Annotated in this window: 17 protein-coding genes; 7 read left to right on the forward strand and 10 right to left on the reverse strand. The window is 50.8% G+C overall.

What is annotated here, in order from left to right; all coding sequences use genetic code 11:
- Positions 1–98: 98 nt before the first annotated feature.
- From LZ24_RS07465 to LZ24_RS07490, 7 genes are all read left to right on the forward strand, one after another.
- Positions 99–380, forward strand: a complete 282-nt coding sequence (locus tag LZ24_RS07465) for a hypothetical protein (protein ID WP_144684144.1) — start codon at positions 99–101, stop codon at positions 378–380.
- Positions 373–627, forward strand: coding sequence for a hypothetical protein (locus tag LZ24_RS17575; protein WP_222427575.1), 255 nt, complete (start codon positions 373–375; stop codon positions 625–627). Before LZ24_RS07465 ends, LZ24_RS17575 begins: the two co-directional genes overlap by 8 nt.
- Before the next feature lie 84 nt (positions 628–711).
- Positions 712–4,107 carry a flagellin N-terminal helical domain-containing protein gene (locus tag LZ24_RS07470; RefSeq protein WP_144684146.1) on the forward strand — a complete coding sequence of 1,132 codons (3,396 nt, stop codon included), beginning with the start codon at positions 712–714 and terminating at the stop codon, positions 4,105–4,107.
- Positions 4,108–4,450: 343 nt separating this feature from the next.
- Positions 4,451–6,145 carry a flagellar filament capping protein FliD gene (gene fliD, locus LZ24_RS07475; protein WP_222427576.1) on the forward strand — a complete coding sequence of 565 codons (1,695 nt, stop codon included), beginning with the start codon at positions 4,451–4,453 and terminating at the stop codon, positions 6,143–6,145.
- A 43-nt stretch (positions 6,146–6,188) separates the two neighbouring features.
- Positions 6,189–6,779 (forward strand): flagellar export chaperone FliS, encoded by a 591-nt coding sequence (gene fliS / locus LZ24_RS07480; protein WP_186442991.1) that lies wholly within the window; start codon positions 6,189–6,191, stop codon positions 6,777–6,779.
- 11 nt (positions 6,780–6,790) lie between these two features.
- Entirely contained in the window at positions 6,791–7,186 is a 396-nt protein-coding gene (locus LZ24_RS07485; protein ID WP_144684152.1) for a hypothetical protein, read from the forward strand.
- 24 nt (positions 7,187–7,210) lie between these two features.
- Positions 7,211–7,639, forward strand: a complete 429-nt coding sequence (locus LZ24_RS07490) for a flagellar protein FlaG (protein WP_144684154.1) — start codon at positions 7,211–7,213, stop codon at positions 7,637–7,639.
- Positions 7,640–7,661: 22 nt separating this feature from the next.
- On the opposite strand, the gene fliW is transcribed toward LZ24_RS07490, so the two are convergent.
- The 10 genes from fliW to flgG form a co-directional block, all read right to left on the reverse strand.
- On the reverse strand, positions 7,662–8,111 hold the full coding sequence (fliW, locus tag LZ24_RS07495; RefSeq protein WP_144684156.1) for a flagellar assembly protein FliW: 450 nt from the start codon (positions 8,109–8,111) through the stop codon (positions 7,662–7,664).
- Entirely contained in the window at positions 8,101–8,385 is a 285-nt protein-coding gene (gene csrA / locus LZ24_RS07500; RefSeq protein ID WP_144684158.1) for a carbon storage regulator CsrA, read from the reverse strand. The genes fliW and csrA overlap by 11 nt, the downstream gene beginning before the upstream one ends.
- Positions 8,386–8,419: 34 nt before the next feature.
- Positions 8,420–11,494, reverse strand: a complete 3,075-nt coding sequence (gene flgL / locus LZ24_RS07505; protein WP_144684160.1) for a flagellar hook-associated protein FlgL — start codon at positions 11,492–11,494, stop codon at positions 8,420–8,422.
- Positions 11,495–11,498: 4 nt separating this feature from the next.
- Positions 11,499–15,626, reverse strand: a complete 4,128-nt coding sequence (gene flgK / locus LZ24_RS07510) for a flagellar hook-associated protein FlgK (protein ID WP_144684162.1) — start codon at positions 15,624–15,626, stop codon at positions 11,499–11,501.
- 2 nt (positions 15,627–15,628) lie between these two features.
- Positions 15,629–16,117, reverse strand: coding sequence for a flagellar export chaperone FlgN (flgN, locus tag LZ24_RS07515; RefSeq protein WP_186442992.1), 489 nt, complete (start codon positions 16,115–16,117; stop codon positions 15,629–15,631).
- Between the two features lie 200 nt (positions 16,118–16,317).
- The gene (locus LZ24_RS07520; protein ID WP_222427577.1) at positions 16,318–16,641 is read right to left on the reverse strand and encodes a rod-binding protein; all 324 of its coding nucleotides are present in this window, start codon (positions 16,639–16,641) and stop codon (positions 16,318–16,320) included.
- Positions 16,642–16,871: 230 nt separating this feature from the next.
- Complete coding sequence (locus LZ24_RS07525; RefSeq protein ID WP_144684166.1) at positions 16,872–17,981, reverse strand: flagellar basal body P-ring protein FlgI; 1,110 nt, start codon at positions 17,979–17,981, stop codon at positions 16,872–16,874.
- Positions 17,982–18,009: 28 nt separating this feature from the next.
- Positions 18,010–18,711, reverse strand: a complete 702-nt coding sequence (locus tag LZ24_RS07530) for a flagellar basal body L-ring protein FlgH (protein WP_144684168.1) — start codon at positions 18,709–18,711, stop codon at positions 18,010–18,012.
- Positions 18,712–18,775: 64 nt separating this feature from the next.
- Complete coding sequence (gene flgA / locus LZ24_RS07535; RefSeq protein ID WP_144684170.1) at positions 18,776–19,711, reverse strand: flagellar basal body P-ring formation chaperone FlgA; 936 nt, start codon at positions 19,709–19,711, stop codon at positions 18,776–18,778.
- 10 nt (positions 19,712–19,721) lie between these two features.
- The gene (flgG, locus tag LZ24_RS07540) at positions 19,722–20,504 is read right to left on the reverse strand and encodes a flagellar basal-body rod protein FlgG (RefSeq protein ID WP_144684171.1); all 783 of its coding nucleotides are present in this window, start codon (positions 20,502–20,504) and stop codon (positions 19,722–19,724) included.
- Positions 20,505–20,509 lie beyond the last annotated feature (5 nt).

The raw sequence follows: 20,509 nt of genomic DNA on the forward strand, positions 1-20,509 counted from the left end.
CTGGCATTGATATTGCATGATTTTTCTACAGAAAATCAAAAAACAGGGAAAAATCCTGTCACAAAGCAATTTTTCCATAAGCCAGAAGGAGGCATACCATGAGTATACAGATTTCCAGCACATCCATCCACCAGCAACCCGGCATAAACAAAGCCGTTTTTCAGCCGGAAAAAAATGCCCCTGCCAGATCTGTAGCGGAAAACCCCGCTCCGAAAACAGACACAACAACCTTATCTGCCAGAGCACAGGCCTCCTCCCTGCCACCGCAGCCTGTCAAAAGCTCCGACTTAGCGGAGCATAAAATCACTTCCATGGCAGAAAGCCTTGCATCAGCCCACCAGCCCATCAGTTATGAAAGGGTTATGCAATTGCTTGAATAAAAAACATCAACAGACCTTATATGAAAGCCCCGAAAGCGGCCTTTGCCCTTTCGGGGCTTTTTATTTGACAAAACAAAACAGTAAAACCATTCATCGCCCCCTGCCACCCCCGGAAATTTTTTCCATATCCTTCTCCCCTTTTTTCCTGAATCGCCCGGCAGCGCCCTCCTTATCAGGCACAAAAACGAATCAAGCCACTGAAAATAAAAACAAAAAAAACATGGCATCCAATTTGCTTTTCTTTTAGCCAGAAAACAGAGTGGTCCAAAGGGCAATGGGGAAAGCTCTTTGGTAGATTGCATCAACCCACATCCGCCAAAGGGGGAACATCATGGGTCTTAGAATCAATACCAACATAGCAGCCATGAACTCGCACAAGAATCTAACCAAAAACGACAGCAGCCTTTCCACATCTCTGGAACGCCTTTCCTCAGGCCTGCGCATCAACAGAGCCGCAGATGACGGCTCAGGCATGACCATCTCCGACTCCCTGAAATCCCAGGGAATGGGCCTCGGCCAGGCCATCCGGAATGCCAGTGACGGTATCAACATCGTTCAGACGGCCGATGCCGCCCTTGAAGAATCCATCAATATAATTAATACCATCAAACAAAAAGCCATTCAGGCAGCCCAGGACGGCCAGACCACGGAAACCCGGGCAGTTATTCAGGCAGACATAGACAGACTTCTGGAAAATCTGGATAACATTGCCAACACCACTTCCTTTAACAATCAAAAACTGCTCTCCGGTGCCTTCACCAACAAGCAGTTCCAGGTGGGGGCCTACTCCGGTGAAACCGTTAATATTTCCATAGGCACATCCCAGTCTTCTAAAATCGGACACACCACAAGCAGTCGTCTCACCCTGAAAGACGAGCAGCCCGGCGTGGTGGATCTCTCCATTTATTCAAACACTCTGGATAAAAACTTCGACATTGAAGCCATAGAAGTCAAATACAACAATTCCCGGGAAAACGGCATGGGTGCCGTTGCCGAGGCCATAAACAGGCTTGGAGAAACGCTGGGGGTAACAGCCAAGGCCTTTGTAAGATCCACAACGGACATCAGTGTGGCAGCGGGCACAACCAACAGTGACTTCAGTATTAACGGTGTCAGCATCGGGCAGGTGGATGTGCAGACCAATGACGGCGACGGTTCTTTGATGAAAGCCATCAACCAGAAAACAGCCCAGCATGGTGTTTTTGCCTCCGTGGATCCCAGTGGACGGCTGACTCTTACTTCCACCGACGGCAGAGCCATTGATGTGCATACAGGCGGCGAAGAAACAGAGCGGGTACTGGCCTATACGGATATGTCCACCACAGGCTATGTGCAGCTTACCCAGATGAGTTCTGCTGAAATCTCCCTCAATAACGTGGGCGGCGGCAATGTGGTGGATCTCAATACCAATCTGGACATACAAAGATCCGATGCATTTACGGTAAAATCCGATGTCACCAGGGGCTCAAAGCTGGCTGAAACCACCATCCTTGGTGCCGGATGGACCACACATCAGGATATTGTAACAGGTGAAATCTTTACAGGTGATATAACCACAAAAGAGCAAAGTTCCCTTGAAGCAGGCAGTGTGCTTGCCAGCGGCAGCACCGCCGTATTCATGGGCACAGTACACGGAGATGTCGTTCTGGGGGATGATTCGGGGCTGACCACAGCACCCGGCACCCTGGCCCTCTACTCTAGCATTACCAGCGGAAGTATCCTTGCTGCAGGAACCACCTTCGGTGCAGATATGGGAGCCAGCGGTGTTACCCTGAGAGGTGAATCCGTTATAGAGGGAACAACTGCCTCAACAAAAAATAACAGGATAAATAGCGGCTCCACCCTTGCCGCAGGTACGGTACTGGCCGCAGGTACGGTACTTTCAGGAACAGATGTCACCATTAACCAGACCTCCCTGACCGTGGGAGACAGCACAATAATAAGTGGGTCCAGCCTTGCGGAAGGAACCGTTATTGCCGCAAATTCAGATCTTAAACCCAACAGCGGCCTGATCATCATAGAAACCACGGGAAGCACCATGGGAGAAAGCACCATTGGGTCCGGCTCTACCCTCATGGCAGGTACCGTTCTTGGCAATGGAACACTCATTGAAAATATTTACAGGATGAGTGGAACAGCCCCAACCAGCGACGGTATACGCATCATGCAGACGGATCAGGTGACAGGCTTTACCGTGGAAAGCACCATAGGCTCCGGATCCGTTCTGACAACGGGCTCCATTCTCACAGCAGGTACTTTTATTCCTTCAGGCTCAACAATTATAGGCATGGACGGAAATACCTATGGTGGCAGCGGTGTTACCCTCACAAGCAACATCACAGTCCAGAGCGGCAATGTCGCCGCTGGCCTGAAGGCCAATGTGGGCAGTTCCCTTGCAAACAACACGGTTCTGACCTCAGGAAGTCAGGTCTATACGGATCTCACACTGGCAGTAAAGGCAGGAACAGACAATGGCAACCTTACCCTTGCCAACAACTCAAGCCTTGGCGGCGGCAGCATACTCAAAGGCTCTCAGGTGGCAGCAGACATGACCCTTAGGCTTGGCACCACACTGCAATCCAATGTCACCCTTAAAACCGGGTCCATGCTGGCCGAAGGAACCAGCCTGAAAAGCAATTCAGACGTCGGAGCAGACATAACACTGCGGGCCAGTGCCGAGGTCAAAGGTGCCAATCTGACAGCAAAAACCGGTTCCAGCTTTGGGGCAGGCAGCCGCATGGCTACGGACTCCGTGATTGGCACCGAAGTGACACTGAGAAGTGCTTCCACCCTCTCAGGAAGCATCTCTAACATTCTTGACGAAGTAGTGCTTGGGACAGGCACCATGCTGGGCAGTGGCAGTGAAATCAAAAATGGCTCCATCTACCATGGTGCCCTTGAAACAGGCAATGACGTCTACCTGACCAAAAGAACGGATCTTGGCAGTGGAACCATTATTAAGCAGGATGGCTCCTACATAAAAGCAGGCTCTACCATAGGAGGGGACGCAACCCTTGATAAGGATCTCAATGTCACAGGGAATAAGTTTACTCTGGGTGTGGGCAGCAAACTTGCCACAAGGAGTACCCTTGCCAACGGCTCCACCATCGGTGGTAATATTACCCTCGCCCAGAACGAAACGGTCCGTTCCCAGATGCAGGTGGCCGCAGGCTCCACCCTTGCCGAGGGAACCCGCATTGCCGCAGGGACCTATCTTACCACCAACATACAGACAGCAGACGGAATCTACAAAGCCGACACCATACTTCTGGAAGACATTGTCACCACAGGAACCAACAGAGTCGGCAAAGACATGACACTGCAAAAAGGTTCCATACTGGCAGACGGTACCATTCTGGCAGCCAATGTAACCGAAGATGCGGCTACGGCTGAGCTTGGCAATACAGATACCCGCAGGCTTTCCAACTTAAGCGTACTGACCCAGGATGATGCCCAGTTTGCCATTGCCATTGCAGATTCCGCCCTGAAGGATCTGGGGAAAATCAGGACGGATCTGGGTTCTGTGCAGAACCAGCTGACATCTACCATTTCCAATATTTCCACCACAAGGGTAAATGTTCTGGCTGCAGAATCCACCATAAGGGATGTGGACTTTGCAGATGAATCCGCCAACTTTACCAAAATGCAGGTACTGATGCAGGCAGGCACCTTTGCCATGGCCCAGGCCAATGCCACATCCCAGAATGTCATGAGCCTCTTGCAGTAAGATAAAAAAAATCCCTGACACCCTCTCCCTGCGGGAGAGGGTCGGGGAAAAAGGATTCGTCCGGGTTCATTTCAGTTGAGGTAACATCCTTGACAGAGTCAAACCTTGCAGGACCCCGAGGGCGTTCCCCCGCCCAGGCCTCGGGCGGTCTCTCCCACCCCAGGGAAGACCGCCCATTTTTTTTACGGGCCGAATGGAAGTTTTTTTAAAAATACCTTAAGGTTTAAACATCAAATGGCCGATACCAGATTCATGAAGGGAAGCTGCCTGGTAAAATCCTTTCTCATACCAGGAAATTCCGGGGAGGTGTAAAATGTCACTGGGAACCATAAGCAGCATAGGGATGGGATCTAACCTGAATCTTGGCAACATGCTGGACGATCTGAAAGAAATAGACAAAAAGCCCATTAAGAGGCAGGAGGAGAACCGAACAAAACTGCAGGCACAGGCCAGAACCATTGACAGCCTGAATGCACAGCTTATGGGGGTTCGTTCTGCGGCTTTTTCCCTTTCTCTTGGCTCAAGTTACCTGGGGCGAAGTGTCAGTTCAGGCACGCCGGATGTTGTCACAGCCAGAGCGCAGACAAGCTCAGGTATTGCAACGGGCAACCATAATATCGAAGTAAACCGCCTTGCACGCAGAAGTGCCTGGCAGAGCCAGGGTTTTGAAAGTGCTTCTTCAACGGCCTATCCGGCGCTGTCAACAGGCTTCAGCTCTCCTTCAGACACCGCCCTTCAGGAATCCGTCTCCTTCACCATAGGGTTTGGAGAAGATACGCCCATAAATATCAGCCTGAATGCTGGTGCATCCTTAAAAGATGTTGCAGATGCCATCAACAGTGCGGAAGACAATAAGAATGCCAATGGGAAGCCACTTATAAGGGCCTCCATTGCCCAGGAAGAACACGGTACCTACATACGCCTTCATGCAGCAGAACCCGATGAAACCCAAAATCAGCAGATCCTGCTAACTGAAGGCACCCCTGACGCCATTAAATCCTTTGTACAGCCGGATCTCACATTCCGTTATAAGGTTGGCCTTGAAAATGACCCCGTTTATGTGTCCCTTCAGCCCGGCAGCACCTACCAGCAGATGGTGGATACAATCAACAGCAAGGGGGAAGCCTATGGGATGCAGGCTGCCATTATCTATGAAGGCAATACAGAAAACCCATACCGTATGACCCTGACATCAACGGATACCGGTGAAGCAAACCGCATTCAGATTGAAGGACTCATGAATGCAAACGGCGAGCATCTTCTGGAAGAAATGCAGGGAAAAGATGGCGAGTCACTGAATGCCAGCCTTACGGTTAATGGTATATCCTACCAGAGAAACAGAAATGAAGACATCAGTGATGTAATACCGGGCTTAAGCCTTGACCTTACAGGCGAAGGAAGGAGTGCTGTTTCCATCCGCCCTGACCATGAAGACCTGAAAGATGATATTCTTAATTTCATCAATGGTATCATTGAATTTTCAGACACTGTACGCAGACACACCACAAGGGAGCCGGAGGAGGAGGACCAGGGACTCCTGAACGATGTGGGAAGCGTCCGAAACATCAATCAGCAGCTTATCAGTATGCTCTCACAGACCTCCGATGACTCTGGCGATACAATAAGTTCCCTTTTTGACATGGGCCTTTCCATTGATCGGACCGGAAAAATTTCCTTTGATGAAGCAAAGCTTGATAAGGTTCTGTCCGAAGACCCCGATGGGGTAAAAAAATTTTTTCTGGGTAATACTGAAGATGAAGATGCAAAAGGCTTTGCCGCAAAAACATCCGAACGACTGACCCAGATGACATCAGATACAGGTGTCTTTACGCTGGAAAAAAACAGCATGGAAGACCGGATAAAAAGACTGGACACATCCATTGAAAACAGCAAAGCCCGCCTTGACCGTAAATATGAAATCATGGCTTTACAGTTCATTGAGCTTGACAGGGCCATTAACGCCCTGAACAATCAGGCTGACTTTATGACAAGCATGTTTGATTCCTTTAACAATGCCGCATCAAACAAGAAAAAGTAAAAATCCCAAAAAGCCTTTAACCCTGACCACTGGAGGAAAACATATGAGCGCAGCCACAGCATACAAAACCTATCAGAGCAATCATTTTGAAGGCATGGATCCAAGGCGGCTCATTCTCATGCTCTATGATGGTGCTCTGCGATTTCTTAAAGGTGCACGGGAAGGTGCTCTGGAAAACAACCCTCAGAAACGGGGAGAAAACCTGGGCCGGGCCATTGCCATTATCAGTGAACTTCAGGCATCCTTGAATCCTGACATGAATGATGAGGCCACAGAATTCCTGAGGGGATTATATGGCAGCATTCTGGCAGAACTGCCCACGGCATCCATCTCCAACAATATAAAACCCATCGAACAGACGGAACGCTACATCACCCAGCTCCGCAAAATCTGGGCAGAAGAAGTCATGGCCCTCCCGGCCACAGGTACCGATGCTGTCAGGACCACCCTGAACCAGCAGACAGAAGCAAAACCCGTGGCATCTCCGCAGGAGCAGGCCGCAAAACCACCCACAACCCCCCAGCAGGCCCCAGCGGGATATCCGCCGCAGCAGAGACCCGCTGCCCCGCCTGTACCCGGATACGGTGGAAAAGGGCAGGCTGTAAGAAATTACGGTCGTGGTTTCACCGCCTAAGGAGGTTTTTTATGGATTTTTTACCGGAAACTCTGATAAACAGTTTTGATACATATATCAGGATGCAGCAGAATCATCTTCTGAGTCTTGAAAAAGCTGAGCCTGACATGGAAAGTATGAACTTTGAAAGGTCCAGAAATTATGCGGAACTGGAGCAGGAGCTGCGCTACCTTTTGCGTCAGATACAGACACCTGCTTTCAACGATGAAACCAGAGAGGAAATGGTAACTGCCTGCAACCACAGAATCCGTGCAATTATGGATACGGATGCCATCATTACCGAAAAAATCAGGCAGCACAAAGAAACCCTTTCCAAAAAAATGCAGGAAATGAAAAAGGGAAAAACCGCCATAAGCGGATATGGTGCAGGACTTAAGGGAAAAACACTGGTGAGGCTTTCAGGATAAGACCGTAGAATAAGGGAGGGAATCATGGATATCACATCAAATCACGGGATCAAACAAACCGGAGATACCAGCAGAGTCAAAAATATTTCTGAAATCCAGGGCCTCCAGGAAAACAAACCCCGAACCCTTCAGGAAAACAAAATGCCGTCCGGTGAAGAAGCTCTTAAGCTCCGGGCTGAAAAAAGCCTTGAAAAAGCTCGGCAGGCCAAGGAAAAAGCAAAAGATACACCGATGGAAGAACTGGAAAAGGCAACCGATGATCTCAACAAATACATGGATGAGCTCAAAACAAGCTTAGGCTTTACCATTCATGATGAAACCAATGAACTGCTGGTGAACATCATCAATCGGGATACCAAGGAAATCATCAAACAGATTCCACCGGAGGAGCTTGTGGCCATACGGGAAAAAATGGCAGAGCTGGCGGGTATTCTTCTGGATGAAAGGGTCTGAAAAACATTCAGACCCTGCCCTTTCATACCACAGGATGCTCATAGGAATAATGGGTATCGTACATAACTATCTGTACGGCCTGCCTTTTTTCTGCGTTAACCAGAAGGGGACTCACCAGATTGGCCACAAGGCGAAGGGCAGCCTCCTTTTCAGGATTATCCCCTTCTTCGGAATACATGCGCACCACCACATAAAGCAGGAGATCATCCTCTGGCTCCTCTGTCCACCCCATCTCTTCCCGGACGGGTGCCAGATCCACGGAATAGTCGGGTTTGAAAAGGCAAGGGTCCATGAGCATAAGGGCAATGGCCGGTACATCCACACACTGAAGCCAGCAGAAGGGTCTTGTATCCTCCTTATCCAGAATCACAAAACGTTCTTCACCGGGAAATCCTGCCAGACCATAGGGCAGGTGAAGAATCTTGTCCTCTTCCACCTCTATCACACCAAATTTTGCTGTTTCAATCTGCATCGCTTCCTCCGGATTCAAGGTGATTGTTTTCAGCTTTTTTCATACGCTCTTTCCAGAGCCTTAAGGCTGCATCCATGGGCCTTATCCTTACATCTTCCATGGCGGCAAGGTTACACTGCCTTACCCGTTCAAAAACTTCTTCCCTGTGAATGGCAATATTTTTTGGTGCCCTTATACCCAGCTTGACCCCACCCTTTCCCAGATCCAGTACCTGAATTGTTATATCATCTCCTATGCGGATCTGTTCCCCGGCTTTTCTTGTCAGAATCAGCATGATCATTCTCCCGGAAGGTGTGGAACTGTTCAACCTACATGTAATCCATCAGACTCATTTTCATTACCTTTGATGTGGAATTCATGGCTGCCTGATAGGCAAGCTCCCGAGACTGCAGTTTCATAATGGCCTCTATCATATCCGCATCTTCCAGGTGAGATCTGCGCTCTTCGAGGCTGAACTTCATATCCATCTGAATCTTTTCCTGAATTTCAAGGCGGTTAAATTTTATCCCCGTATCCGCATGCAAAGAGTTCAGCTGCTTGAAAGAGGTTTCCAGACGCTGCATACCCTGCTGCATACCCTGAACATCATTGGCTGCAAGGTCTGCCATGAGATCATTAAGGGTTCTGAAAAGGCTCCATTCCACATCCCGGTTGCTTTCCATGGGGCCAGAGGAAACATCTTTTTCAGGGAAACCAAGAACACCGGCAATACTTTGCCCGCTCCCCCCCCTTTCAGGGGCTCCGTGATTACCTGTTTCAAAAAGAAGATCCAGGGAGTACAGACGCTCATCCTTTTCTTTTATTGAAAACTTTCCCGTATCTTCATCATAATTTACAGAATAGCGGATACCAAAGCCCCTGTCACGGGATTCCTTCTCAAGGGCTGTTTCCACAGCAAGGGCAAGATCATCCATGCTTTCATAGACACCCGGAGGAATCAGGGCTGTCAGCTCACAGAACTCCGTATGATCACCCTTTTTCATAACTTCCCTGAAATCAAGGCGGTTATTTGTATCATTAACATCTATCCGCACAATGGGCCTGTCACCAGCAGCAAAAATGGTGATATCATCTTCATAGGGAAGAAAACCTAAAGTGGAAGCCATGGAGCTTCCTGCATTGGGGCCCGTATGCCACAACAGCCTGGTTTCACTTACCCCCTCTTTGCCACCTCGTATGGAAAACCCCCTGTCTGGATCATAATCTACAACATATCTTATACCGCTATGGGAAGCCGTGCGCATTTCCGTCTGTATATGGGCTGCCAGCTCATGGGGATTTGCATAATCCCTTTCAGGTAAGCGGATGGTGTGTACGGCACCGGGCCTGCCGTTTTCATCCACTTCCTGAAAATCCAGTGTGTTATTGTTTTCTGTAATGGCAAAAAGAGTTGCCTGACCATTGGCTGTATAAGGAAAATCAGCTGTCTCAATAAGAACATCCCTGTCATCCGTATAACCGAGAACTTTTGCCATACTCCTGTGCCTGCCACTTCCACTTTCCCATAAAAAATTTACGCTGTCCGTTGCACCGCCATCGTCAATGGAAAATTTCCGGGTCACGGCATCATAGGTCGCTGTATAAACAACACCATTGGCGGATGCCGCTGTGAGGGCACCTGAAACTGCCGTTTCTAAATCCGTAATACTTCGGTAGTCTCCGGGTGGAATTTCTGCAGTAAGCTGACCGGATTCTGTGCCGCCGACGGTTTCTTCAAAATTAATGATATTATTTCCAAGGCCTATATCAAAAAGAACGGGAAGCTCTCTGCTCATGGGATAGGTCAAAACATGCTCAGGCTCCGTAAAACCGAGGATTGCTCCTGCACTGTTTTCTCCTGCATCAGGACCTGTCAGCCAGAGCATCTCCAGCTTTGTCAGGGTACCGCCATCCTCCCGGATAAAAAAACGGCTTTTTTCTTCATCATAGGTGACGGCATAGCTGATACCCGCTCCGGGATTTGCCGCCTCTGAAGCTGTTTCCATCGTGTTTTTAATCACTCCGGCCAGCTCATTCATGTCGCTGTAATCCGCCACAGGAATATCCACCGAAAAAACCTGACGCACATTGCCCCTTGTTTCTGCAAATTCAATGCGCTGGTTTGTCGCATCAATAACAAGGGGAGCCGTAATAAAATTAACTGGTTCAGTGCTCACAGGCTTTTCCAGAACTGTATCCGTGCCATAGAAACCCATCTCCCTGCCAATGGAGGTATTGCCCGTAAAACTCACCATGGAAAAAGTTATGCTGTCACCCTTCTTGATCCCATCCATATCAACCTTAATCTCTATATCGGAAAAACCATTATCCGAAAGATCCAGGCGAACAACCCCGTTTTCAGGAGTAATTTTCCCGGGCAGTCTGTAACCGGGATCATTATCTACGATGAAACTGCCCTCTCCGTCCCAGAACAGACCAAAGGGCTTATCCTTTTCCGTAGCCTTTGTAATGGACGCGGGATGGTGAACAAAAATTTCCAGCTTTTCAGGTGGAATACTCCCCTTAACCGTCGCATTCTCAATCCGTGGCTCTCCACCGCTTGACCATAAAATTTCAGTGCGTATATACTCTTTTCCAGGGCCACCCCTTTCACGGATAAAAAAGCTTTTTTCCACGGGATTATAATCCACGGCATAACTCAGACCATAGCCCTCTTTTTCAGAAAGGGCATTCATGCGCTTTTCCACCTCAAACGCCAGCTCTTTTTCAGTATATACCCCTGTGGGAATTTCCACCTCCATGGTTTTAAGAAAAGCAACGCCCTGCCCGTTATCCTCCTGAAAAACAAGGGTGTTATTTGTTTTATTCACCTCCACATGGTTCATATAAAAAATCTTTGAACCATCCCTGCCCACCTCCATGCTCTTACCGTCTCCGGTACGTATACGGAAAGCCTCATGATCCCCCTCATAACTCACACGGGGCGGATTTTCTGAATCATGATAGATGAATGGGGGTTTATCCGTTCGGGAACCTCCAAAAATATAGTTTCCGTTCACCTGTGTATTGCCCAGATCCACAATCTGACGAAGCATGCCATCTATGCGTTCAACCGCATCTTTGCGCTCCTGAGGTCCTGCAGAGGCCGTAATCAGCTTACTGATCTCAAGATTCACCTCTGTCACCAGATCCTTCATGCTGTCCAGTGCCGCATCCGTGGCATTCAGCCATGTTTTTCCTGCGCTGATATTTTTTTCAAGCTGCTGCAGGCTGCTAACGGAAGATTTGAGGTGCATCACCTGACTTAAGCCTACCGGGTCGTCGTCAATATGATTGATTCTTTTCCCGGTACTCATCACCTCATTGGCTTTATAGAGATCTTTGTTCAAACGCCCCAGACGATAGGTTGAGGTATCAAACATGATTTTATTGGGTACGCGCATGGGATCACCTCATATTGACAAGGGTACTGAGCATTTCGTCGGAAACGGTAATCAGTTTGGCCGCTGCCGTATAGGCCTGCTGATATTTAATAAGATTCACCATTTCCTCATCCAGAGACACGGCAGAAAGGGTATCCCGCTGTTGCCCAAGATTGGAGAGCATCACCCCGTGAAAATTCAGGGCACGGGTTTCAGACTGATACCTCAAACCCATGGAGCTGACCATCATATGGTAATACCCCTCCAGGGAAGCATCAGCTCCGGCTGAAACAGCCTTACCATTCCTTGAAAACTGCCATTCTTCAAAACGTATACTCTTGTTCTGAAGATCGGCAAGAGCCAGAGCAGTACTGTTATCCCCTCCCCGAATTTCTCCGGTTTGAAAATCTATCATGCCTGCTGCAATATTCTGAAGTTCAGCAAGGCTTTCATTCATACGTATACTTTTGGCGTCCGTACCCGTAAAAAAAGTATTTACGCCAAGGGCTGCGGCAAGACCGCTGTTGTGGGCTTCTTCACCGGAAAAAGCAAAACCGTAATGTTCAGGATTGCGTTTTACAATATCAAACTCCACAAAACCCGAACCCGTAACTGGCTCATCAAAGGCAAGCTGTATGTCCGCAAGGCCGTTACCATTCATATCTATGCCAAAACCTGAATCAAAATTTTTTCCTGCGGCTTTTGGATCATCAGGGTCCGGCACAATCACAGCAAGCCCCCTTGGATCTTCAAGGCGCCATGTACCGTCTGCTTCACGATAAATACGAAAATCTTCTATCTTTTCTTCAAGGGCCGTGGCATCCAGCACACGCATACGGGTATTCACATCACAAAATCCATTAACCCCAGAGCAGCCCATATCACTGATTTCAAAGGTTGCTGGCCTGCTGGTAAAAGAAAGGCTGCCATCCTGCCCGACCCTTGCACTTATGCCCTCACTCTGCCTGTTGAACTGGGCTGCAAAACTGTCGGTGGTCCAGCGCCAGTCCGCAGCCTGCATCAGACTGCCTTTACCACCGGCATCTGTCTGGATAACAAAAATATCATCTTTAAAAAGGGTGCCGGACTCAAAACCAAGGCGCATGCCATCCACTTCAACATAGATGGGCGGCCGGGTTCGTTCATCCACCTTCACCTCCACTTCACCATGGCCATAACGGCTTTCCCAGATAAGGGTAACGGTCTCCTCACCCAGGGCTCCGCCCGGTGGCTTAACGCTGAAAATATAGCTGTCGTTTATACTGCCTGCCCTTCCGCTGATACTGATCTCCAGAGGAGCAGGGCTGCCTGTCTCGCTGGTATTCATGGAAAAGGTATTCCCGGCCACAAGGGTGCCGGGAGAAAGATGAAAAGAAAGATCCGTACCATCCAGTGCATGGGGTCCGGATTCTTCTATGGCAATAAGCCCTGAAAGACCGGTGTAGTCCCCATTGACATCATACTCCCGCCAGGCAATGGCAGCCCCTGCACCAAAAACATCCGATTCCACAACTGGAGACGCATTGCTGAGTATCCGGGAAGCAGGCCCTTCAAGGCCGAATCCGCTTCCCGTAACCACACGAAGGCTGGCATTGCCTGTGGTGGTATCATCAAATTCTTCTATCCTTATGGCTTCGCCATCATTGCGGACAATGGAAACGGAGCTGCCCGTATGGACTGTTCTGTAAAGCCCGGGATCAAGGCCTGAAGTCTGCAGGGCCTGGTAGAGACCTTCTGCAAAAGCCTCAGCGCTTAAAGGGGCAGGATCCGGAACCGTATAAATCACATCCATACCATCCACAGTGAATGTTATGGTATCATTGGCATTGAAATTTTCAAAACCACCGTAACCGCCAAGGGTAAGGACAGATCGGCCCGAAGGCACAGGATGCTCTGCCCTGCTGTTGAAAAGACTCCCCTGTCCAGGCTGCGCATCACTGCTGATTTCCATGCCGGGCCCCGTAAAAACCGTAAATGTGGAAGTTTTTACGGCAGACCTGTCTCCCCCCGCACCAAGAACGGCTGCATCCACAGCAAGGGTTCCCGTAGCCTGCTCATCGGGAGCGATGGTTACTTCAGAAAGGCCTGCACCTCCTGAACCCGTTAAAGGCTGGCTCCCCCCCGCAGCACCATCCACAAGGGTTCCTGCAGCTCCATTTACGGTAAAGCCTCCGTCATCATTCCCCCCATGGGTCTGAAGATCACGGATATCAAGGGAACTGCCTCCGGAACCCCTTATATTCACTCCGGTTCCTGCGAGTTCCCATGAAATACCCTGCTCCTTTAAGGCCGCACTTTCCCTGTTGAGTGCTGCCACAAGATTACGGGCAGATTCTGCCGGATCCGCTACCAGCTGAAAGGCGATATCCACACCCGCAAGACTGAATGAGGCAGCACTCCCGTCCGGTCCAGTATCCGGTAAAAAACCGTCTATTGTTATGGAAGCATTATCCACAACCTTAAAATCAGCGATACCAAGATTGACACCTTTTTCACTGCGAATAATGGCTCCGCTGCCGCCATAAACCACAGAAAGATCCGAATTCTTATCAAGCACGGCATCCAGAGCTGTCTGAAAATTCAACATGGTTGCAGCATCATCTGCCCCAACCCGGAAACGGATCTCTTCCACTGTATTTCCGGATGCAAAACTGAACATGATCTCGTCATCTTCCTGCATATCTCCTGCTCCTGGAAACAGTTCCGTTATATCCAGAGAAATTTCATGGGGCCAGGCATGGGCATTAAGCCCATTTATACCGTTCAAGGCTTCTGCAATGGCATCTGCGGAAGGATAAACCATTCCCTCGCCCCTACCCACTTCAAGGGTATGTATATTGCCCTGCCCATCTTTAACTTTCAGGGTCTGCCTTCCTATGGCCTGATTCAGGGCAGCATCCAGCGTGGAGGCTGACTGAACCGTACCAAGATGCTGACCATCTGCAATCCAGAGGGACTCCCCTGTACTTCCGCTTCGCAGTACCTCAAACTCATAGGTGCTCTCAGGTCTGCCCGTACCTGACCAGTTCTGAACCTCTGCCGTGGAAATCCCCATATCCACCACTGTCTGCGTATAAGAGGAGGGAATGGTTCCCTTGTTTTCCACCCACATGCCAAAATCCTTTGAATAATCAATGCGATCCCCATAGGGCAGGGTAGCAAGCCAGTTTCCCGCCTCTGGCCTGTAGCTGCCCTGCAGGGGCTCGGTCATGTAGGCAGACCCGGCACCCATGCTGTGAATCCGGTTGACGTTCCATATGGTTTCCCTTGCAAGGGCATCCATTTCCTGACGGTAACGTGGCAGTTCCACATCCCGCATTTCCAGCCAGCCCCCAAGGGAACCTCCCTGGATGCGATCCGTGATGTCCACATAACCCGTAGAAGACTCCCACTTGACTTTACCGGATTCAAAAATAAGCCCGTAAGAACTGTCACGGGAAACAAGGGGAAAGCCCCCAGCCGTATTAACGGTTATGGCTCCATGGCTGTCTTCAAAACTCTTGATATCGATATAATTGGCCAGTTCCTTCACCATCTGATTGCGCATATCCCGGTTGTCATTGGAGGTTCTGTTATTCACCTCCTGCCCCATGATGGCCTGATTCAGTTTTGAGATCTCACGGGTAAGCCGGTTCACTTCCGCAATCCCCGCCTGGATATCCTTGTTCAGATCCTGCTCTATGCGAAAAAAATCCGCATCCATGGTATTGAAGCGATCCACAAGCTTTGCACCGTTTTCATAGACATTCATCCGCTCTGCGGCACCTGCAGGATTGTTGGCAAGGGTGTTCCAGGAGTCCCAGAAATCAGGCATCAGATGGCTCATGCTGGTTTCTGAGTTTTCATTAAACATATTGGCAAGTACCTTCATATAGTTCATGAAGGCCTCGGATGCGGAAAAAGCGGACTTCTGGCTTGTGATACGGTCTTCCAGCAACTGGTCCGCTGTCTGGCGGATCTGCTGACTCATGACCCCGTTGCCAATGAGATGCCCGGACTGGGCAAGGGGGGCATTGGCAGCCTGAGGCACGGACTGGCGTGAAAAATCCGGGTTGTTCACATTGGCAATATTGTGGCCCGTTACATTGAGGCCAAGCTGCTGAGCCGCAAGCCCCTGCCTTGCAATATTCATGGTACTGTTGATTCCGGCCATGATCAGACCCTCCGGTTGACATACCCGTTTCCGGTTCCGGCCATGTGGCGGCTGCGGTCATAGCCCGCCTGCTTCTGGGGCCGCATGAACACGGACATCATTTCCCCCACCACATCCAGGCAAAGACTGACATAGGTAATATTGGCATCGGCTGCACTGCGCACCTGCTGGCCCAGATCCTCTGTTTTAAGAAAAAAAGGCTCCAGATCCGCCTGTTCTCCGTGGGAAAGCCGGTCTTTAAGCATCTGCGGCTGAAAGTGAATGGCTTCCACATCCAGCGGCCTGCCTGCCCTGACCATGACCTGCTTGATGCGCTCCCTTACTTCCATGATGGCTCCGGCGGCCTTCTGCTTCTCCTCAGCCAGTGGCCAGAGGGGGGCCACATCTCCTGATTTAAGAATATCTGCTTCTTTATCCAGCACGGAAAGAAGGTTCTCAAAGCAGGCAATTTTTTCATTGTAAAGGCCCTGGAGTTCCTTTGTCAGTGTCATGTGTCTATCCTCCATGCTGAATAAAGCGATGATGTATATCCCGGATGCCCTGCCGTTTTTTTGAAAAAAACATGAGCCGAATCAAAAGGGCATAAAAAAACTTATGCAGAAGATCGGCATATCCGAGCCTCTGCATAAATTTTTTGCATAATATGTGCCAGAACCTTAAGGTTCACGGCTTCGTATGAATCAACCTGAAATCAGTCGTCCCCGCCAGACCTTGAAAGCTGCCGGTAAAGGAAATCCCGAAGCCCCGGACTGTTGCCCCCCTTTGAAATGCGCTCGGCCAGCTCCTGATCCAGACGGGACTGCCAGATCTCCTCGGCCTGTCCCTGACCAAAAATACCATCCCCCGGCAAAGTTTGCCGCATGCCCTTCAGCATGGTCTGCAGCATAATGGCTTCAAAACCGGCGCATGCCTCCTTCAATCTGGCGTCTTCGGCAGCTCTGGCCGCAGCCTTTGCATCCCCGGCCAGCCGGGACTCCGAAACCATAGGCATCTGTACATCGCTATTCAGGCGCATACCACCCTCCCTGCTGTTTGAACTTCCATTAAGGTTCCTAAGGTCTTTAAGATCTTTTGGGTCCTTAGAGTCTTTAGGGTCTTTAATGTATATGACCAGATTTTACGCATGTTAGCTTAGCACCCGTAAAGGGTGCACCTACACAAAACAGGGTCGTAAAAACCAAGCGTTAAGGGCAGGCCCCTGTGCCTGCCCGTCTTTAAGGTCTTTAGGATCCTTAAACCAAAACCCTAAATAATCTCAAGGTCCGCCTGCAGGGCTCCGGCAGCTTTAATGGTCTGAAAAATACTGATCATATCCCTGGGCGTCACCCCGATGGCATTCAGGGCCCGCACCAGCTCACCAATGGTGGCCCCGCCCCCCATGAGCATGACCTTGGCCATTTCCTCATCCACATCAATCTCGGTTTCCGGCACAACAACGGTTTCCCCCTCACCAAAAGCCTCAGGCTGACTCACCCTTGCCATCTCCCGGACGGAAATGCTGAGATTGCCATGGGCCACGGCAACGGTGGATATCCTTACATTCTCACCGATGACCACCGTACCTGTTTTTTCATTCACCACAATGCGGGCCGGCATATCAGGATTCACCTCCAGCGCCTCAATACCCGCAATGAACATGGGAATAGTATTCCGAAGATGCTCTGGAACCTGGATCTGCACCGCTCCGGAATCCAGTGCCATGGCAAGGGGCTTCCCAAGGGCATTGTTAATGGCTTCTGCCATCCGGATTACCGTTGTAAAATCCGGCTGATAAAGGGAGAGGGTCAGGCTGGATCTGCCGTTCAGCTCAAAGGGGAGTTGCCTCTCCACTGTAGCACCTCCGGCAATGCGACCCACAAGCAGATGGTTTTTCACCTGAGCCGCACCAGCACCTTCCGCACCATGCCCGCCCAAAGCAAGGGCACCCTGGGCAAGGCCGTAGACATTGCCATCCACCCCCTTAAGGGGTGTCAGCAGAAGAGTGCCGCCTGCAAGACTTTTGGCATCCCCAAGGGAAGAGATCGTCACATCTATCTTATTGCCCACACGGGCAAAGGGAGGCAGGCTGGCCGTTACCATAACCGCCGCCACATTCCTGACATTAATCTGATTTCTGTCAATGCTGATCCCCATGCGATCCATCATACTGGCCAGGGCCTGGGTGGTAAGGGGGCTGCTCCTGTCACCTGTCCCGTCAAGGCCCACCACAATGCCGTAGCCCAGAAGCTGGTTGGAACGCACCCCCTGAAAGGCGGCCATATCCTTGATTCTCGCCCCGTGCGCAGGAACAACCAGCACCCATACCAAAAGGGTCAGCAGAAAAAAGATGCTCTTTTTTGTATAATCATGCGCCATGGCATCCTCCGGGTTCTTTCGGCATTCACTAAAACGGCCAGTATCTGTCAACTAACCTTGTCATCCAACCGGGTCTCTGCTTTTCATCAATCACGCCCCTGCCGGAATATTCAATGCGGGCATCGGCCAGCACCGTGGACTGCACCCGGTTGTCCGAACCGATATCCTTGGGCCGGATCACGCCGGAAACGGTAATGTACTGGGTTTCATGGTTGACTTTAAGCTCCCGGCTGCCATAGACCATGACATTTCCGTTGGGCATGACCTTTATAACCCTGGCCCCGATGGATGCCGTGATACGGCCGGATCTGTCACTCTGACCGGAGCCCTTCAGCTCGGTCCGGGTGTTGGCTTCAAAAAGGCTGGCTGCATCAATATTACCTCCAAGATTCGAAGTGAGCCCCAGAGCATTGGGGATTCCTGCCCTGGTGGTTGTCTCCCGTTTCAGGTTGGTGTTTGCCGCCACCTGTGAAGTGGCATTTTCAACGATATCCACAATAACCGTGTCCCCCACCCGCCTTGCCCGCTGATCCGTAAACAGCATATCTCCCGAATCACTCCAGAGAGATCCTTCCGCTGGCGGCACAGCCCCGAAAAATGCCGGAGGTGCCTCCATACCCATGGGCTGAGGCACAAGCGCTGCCTGGGGTACGGACTGGGCCGCACAGCCTGCCATCAGGAAAAGAAAAAAAACCGTCAGTACAGAATACAGCCCCCTTGTTTTTTGCATATCACGCCTCCTTCGGGTAATTTCCGGCAGCTCCTGCGCCCTTGTTCCCACTTCCCACTTTCTGCTAAAAAGCCAGACGCACCTGGCCTGCCGCCATCACCTCTCCATGAACAACCTTGCCCGTATGAAGATTTTCCACGGGTATTCGCTCCCCCATGCCCCCATCCCTGAGAGCCTGACCTGCGGTATGCACCTTAAGGGTCTCACTCTGCACGACCATGCGGACCCGGTCTCCCCGCCGAATCAAAGGCGGTGTCATCAGGCGGTCCGCACGCAGGGCATCACCGGCACCGACCCTTAAACGGACAGCCATGCCATACACGGCTTCCGGATTCAGAATGACATCATCCCGCAGTTCTGAAAGATTTCTCCGCTCCATGCGCAGATCCCCAGGACCAATCACCGTGTCCCTTTCCATGGTCCGGACGGCAACGGCAACAGGAGCCATGCGCTCCACCTGTGCGGCAAAGCGCAGGTTGCCCATGGACTGCCCGTCAACAAATACAGGGAACTGTCCACGGATACGGCTTCCCGTACCGGAATAATTCAGAGCCCCAAGGGTCAGCCTGCCCAGAGCAAAGGTGTCCTGCCCCTGAAACCGAAGATCCCGGATTTCTATGGAAGCTTCCGGATATTTTTTCTGCATGGCCCTTTGGAGCAGAACCTTCACCCTTTCCCCGGATATGGACTGTCCGGGTCGCTCCACCCGAAGCACACCGGGAATCTCATGTTCCGCATCGGGAAATTCCCTGAGAATCAGGATGCGGACACGGCTTCCCGGCAGGGAAAGGGAATAGCCGGGTCTCGGGCTGCGGCCCAGAACCAGATCATCCAGTTTTGACGTGCCTTCTATGCTGGCAATATCTCCCAGAAGAATGTCATCCCCTGTCACACGGACGGATTCCGGAATCACCACCCGAACCGATGCAGAAGCAGCCACGGCACTTCCCATAATCAGCCAGAACAGTATCCACCGGATCATCCTTGCGCCCATTGCCATGGCATCACCCCTAGCGTTTCAGACCATTTGCCAGCCCCAGCATGGCATCGGCCGTCTGCACACTCTTGGAGTTGGCTTCATAGGCACGCTGACCCACAATCATGCCCACCATCTCCTCCACCACACTGACATTGGACATTTCCAGATAATTGTTGGCAAGGGTGCCCAGCCCGTCTTCTCCGGGAATGCCTTCAATGGCTGGACCGGAACCCTCCGTGGGGCGAAAAAGATTCTGACCCATGGCAAAAAGCCCTGAGGGATTGATGAAATTATGAATGGTGATCTGCTCCTGAACCAGAATTTCATCACCCTGCCCATGGGCCGTAAGCAGCCCATTGGACTGGAGCGTCACCAGAATGGTTTCGGCAGGAATGGCAATTTCCGGCTGCAGCCGGTCTCCGGCCGGGGTGGTGATAAAGCCCTCGGCATCCCTTGTGAAATTACCGGCACGGGTGTACACAGGCTCACCATTATGCATCACCTGAAAAAACCCCCTGCCCTCAATGGCAAAATCCAGATCATTGCCCGTCTGGGTATAATCCCCTTCCGTGAATACCTTCTGAACACTTGCGGGCCGCACCCCCATACCCACCTGAATACCCGAAGGGATCTGACCGCCACCCGGCGTGATGGCACCGGCCACCAGCATGGTCTGATACATCACGTCCTGAAAGTTGGCCCTGCTTTTTTTAAATCCCGTGGTATTGGTGTTGGCAAGGTTGTTGGCAATGACATCCGTCTGCATCTGCTGAGCCACCATGCCTGAGGCAGCCGTCCATAAACCTCGTATCATGGGGT

The sequence above is a fragment of the Desulfobotulus alkaliphilus genome, from assembly GCF_007830435.1.
GTDB lineage: Bacteria > Desulfobacterota > Desulfobacteria > Desulfobacterales > ASO4-4 > Desulfobotulus > Desulfobotulus alkaliphilus.

What these genes read in the sequence shown, in the direction of transcription:
- flgN (WP_186442992.1), bottom strand. Translation starts at nt 16,117, where the DNA reads ATGACACTGACAAAGGAACTCCAGGGCCTTTACAATGAAAAAATTGCC.
- LZ24_RS07465 (WP_144684144.1), top strand. Translation starts at nt 99, where the DNA reads ATGAGTATACAGATTTCCAGCACATCCATCCACCAGCAACCCGGCATA.
- fliW (WP_144684156.1), bottom strand. Translation starts at nt 8,111, where the DNA reads ATGCAGATTGAAACAGCAAAATTTGGTGTGATAGAGGTGGAAGAGGAC.
- flgA (WP_144684170.1), bottom strand. Translation starts at nt 19,711, where the DNA reads ATGGCAATGGGCGCAAGGATGATCCGGTGGATACTGTTCTGGCTGATT.
- flgG (WP_144684171.1), bottom strand. Translation starts at nt 20,504, where the DNA reads ATGATACGAGGTTTATGGACGGCTGCCTCAGGCATGGTGGCTCAGCAG.
- flgL (WP_144684160.1), bottom strand. Translation starts at nt 11,494, where the DNA reads ATGCGCGTACCCAATAAAATCATGTTTGATACCTCAACCTATCGTCTG.
- LZ24_RS07530 (WP_144684168.1), bottom strand. Translation starts at nt 18,711, where the DNA reads ATGCAAAAAACAAGGGGGCTGTATTCTGTACTGACGGTTTTTTTTCTT.
- fliD (WP_222427576.1), top strand. Translation starts at nt 4,451, where the DNA reads ATGGGATCTAACCTGAATCTTGGCAACATGCTGGACGATCTGAAAGAA.
- flgK (WP_144684162.1), bottom strand. Translation starts at nt 15,626, where the DNA reads ATGGCCGGAATCAACAGTACCATGAATATTGCAAGGCAGGGGCTTGCG.
- csrA (WP_144684158.1), bottom strand. Translation starts at nt 8,385, where the DNA reads ATGCTGATTCTGACAAGAAAAGCCGGGGAACAGATCCGCATAGGAGAT.
- LZ24_RS07485 (WP_144684152.1), top strand. Translation starts at nt 6,791, where the DNA reads ATGGATTTTTTACCGGAAACTCTGATAAACAGTTTTGATACATATATC.
- fliS (WP_186442991.1), top strand. Translation starts at nt 6,189, where the DNA reads ATGAGCGCAGCCACAGCATACAAAACCTATCAGAGCAATCATTTTGAA.
- LZ24_RS07490 (WP_144684154.1), top strand. Translation starts at nt 7,211, where the DNA reads ATGGATATCACATCAAATCACGGGATCAAACAAACCGGAGATACCAGC.
- LZ24_RS07470 (WP_144684146.1), top strand. Translation starts at nt 712, where the DNA reads ATGGGTCTTAGAATCAATACCAACATAGCAGCCATGAACTCGCACAAG.
- LZ24_RS07520 (WP_222427577.1), bottom strand. Translation starts at nt 16,641, where the DNA reads ATGCGCCTGAATAGCGATGTACAGATGCCTATGGTTTCGGAGTCCCGG.
- LZ24_RS07525 (WP_144684166.1), bottom strand. Translation starts at nt 17,981, where the DNA reads ATGGCGCATGATTATACAAAAAAGAGCATCTTTTTTCTGCTGACCCTT.